1 pseudogene is annotated in these 232 nt (G+C 62.5%); it reads left to right on the forward strand.

The annotated features are described in order from the left end of the window. Positions 1–232: pseudogene (locus BN358_RS24340) on the forward strand (glucose-6-phosphate dehydrogenase); the annotation flags it as partial.

A 232-nucleotide genomic window follows, 5' to 3' on the forward strand; every position in this document is an offset into this window, starting at 1 on the left:
TCGTGGCGGCGGGTGGTGATCGAGAAGCCGTTCGGTCACGACCTGGCCAGCGCCCGTGCGCTGGAGAAGAAGCTGTCGAGGGCGTTCGAGCCGTCCAGCATCTTCCGGATCGACCACTATCTCGGCAAGGAGACCGTGCAGAACCTGCTCGCCTTCCGCTTCGCGAACACGATGTTCGAGCCGATCTGGAACCGCAACTACATCGACCATGTCCAGATCACGATGGCCGAGG

Origin of the sequence: Sedimentibacter sp. B4, from assembly GCF_000309315.1 — a bacterium.
Classification (GTDB): Bacteria; Bacillota; Clostridia; order Tissierellales; family Sedimentibacteraceae; genus Sedimentibacter; species Sedimentibacter saalensis.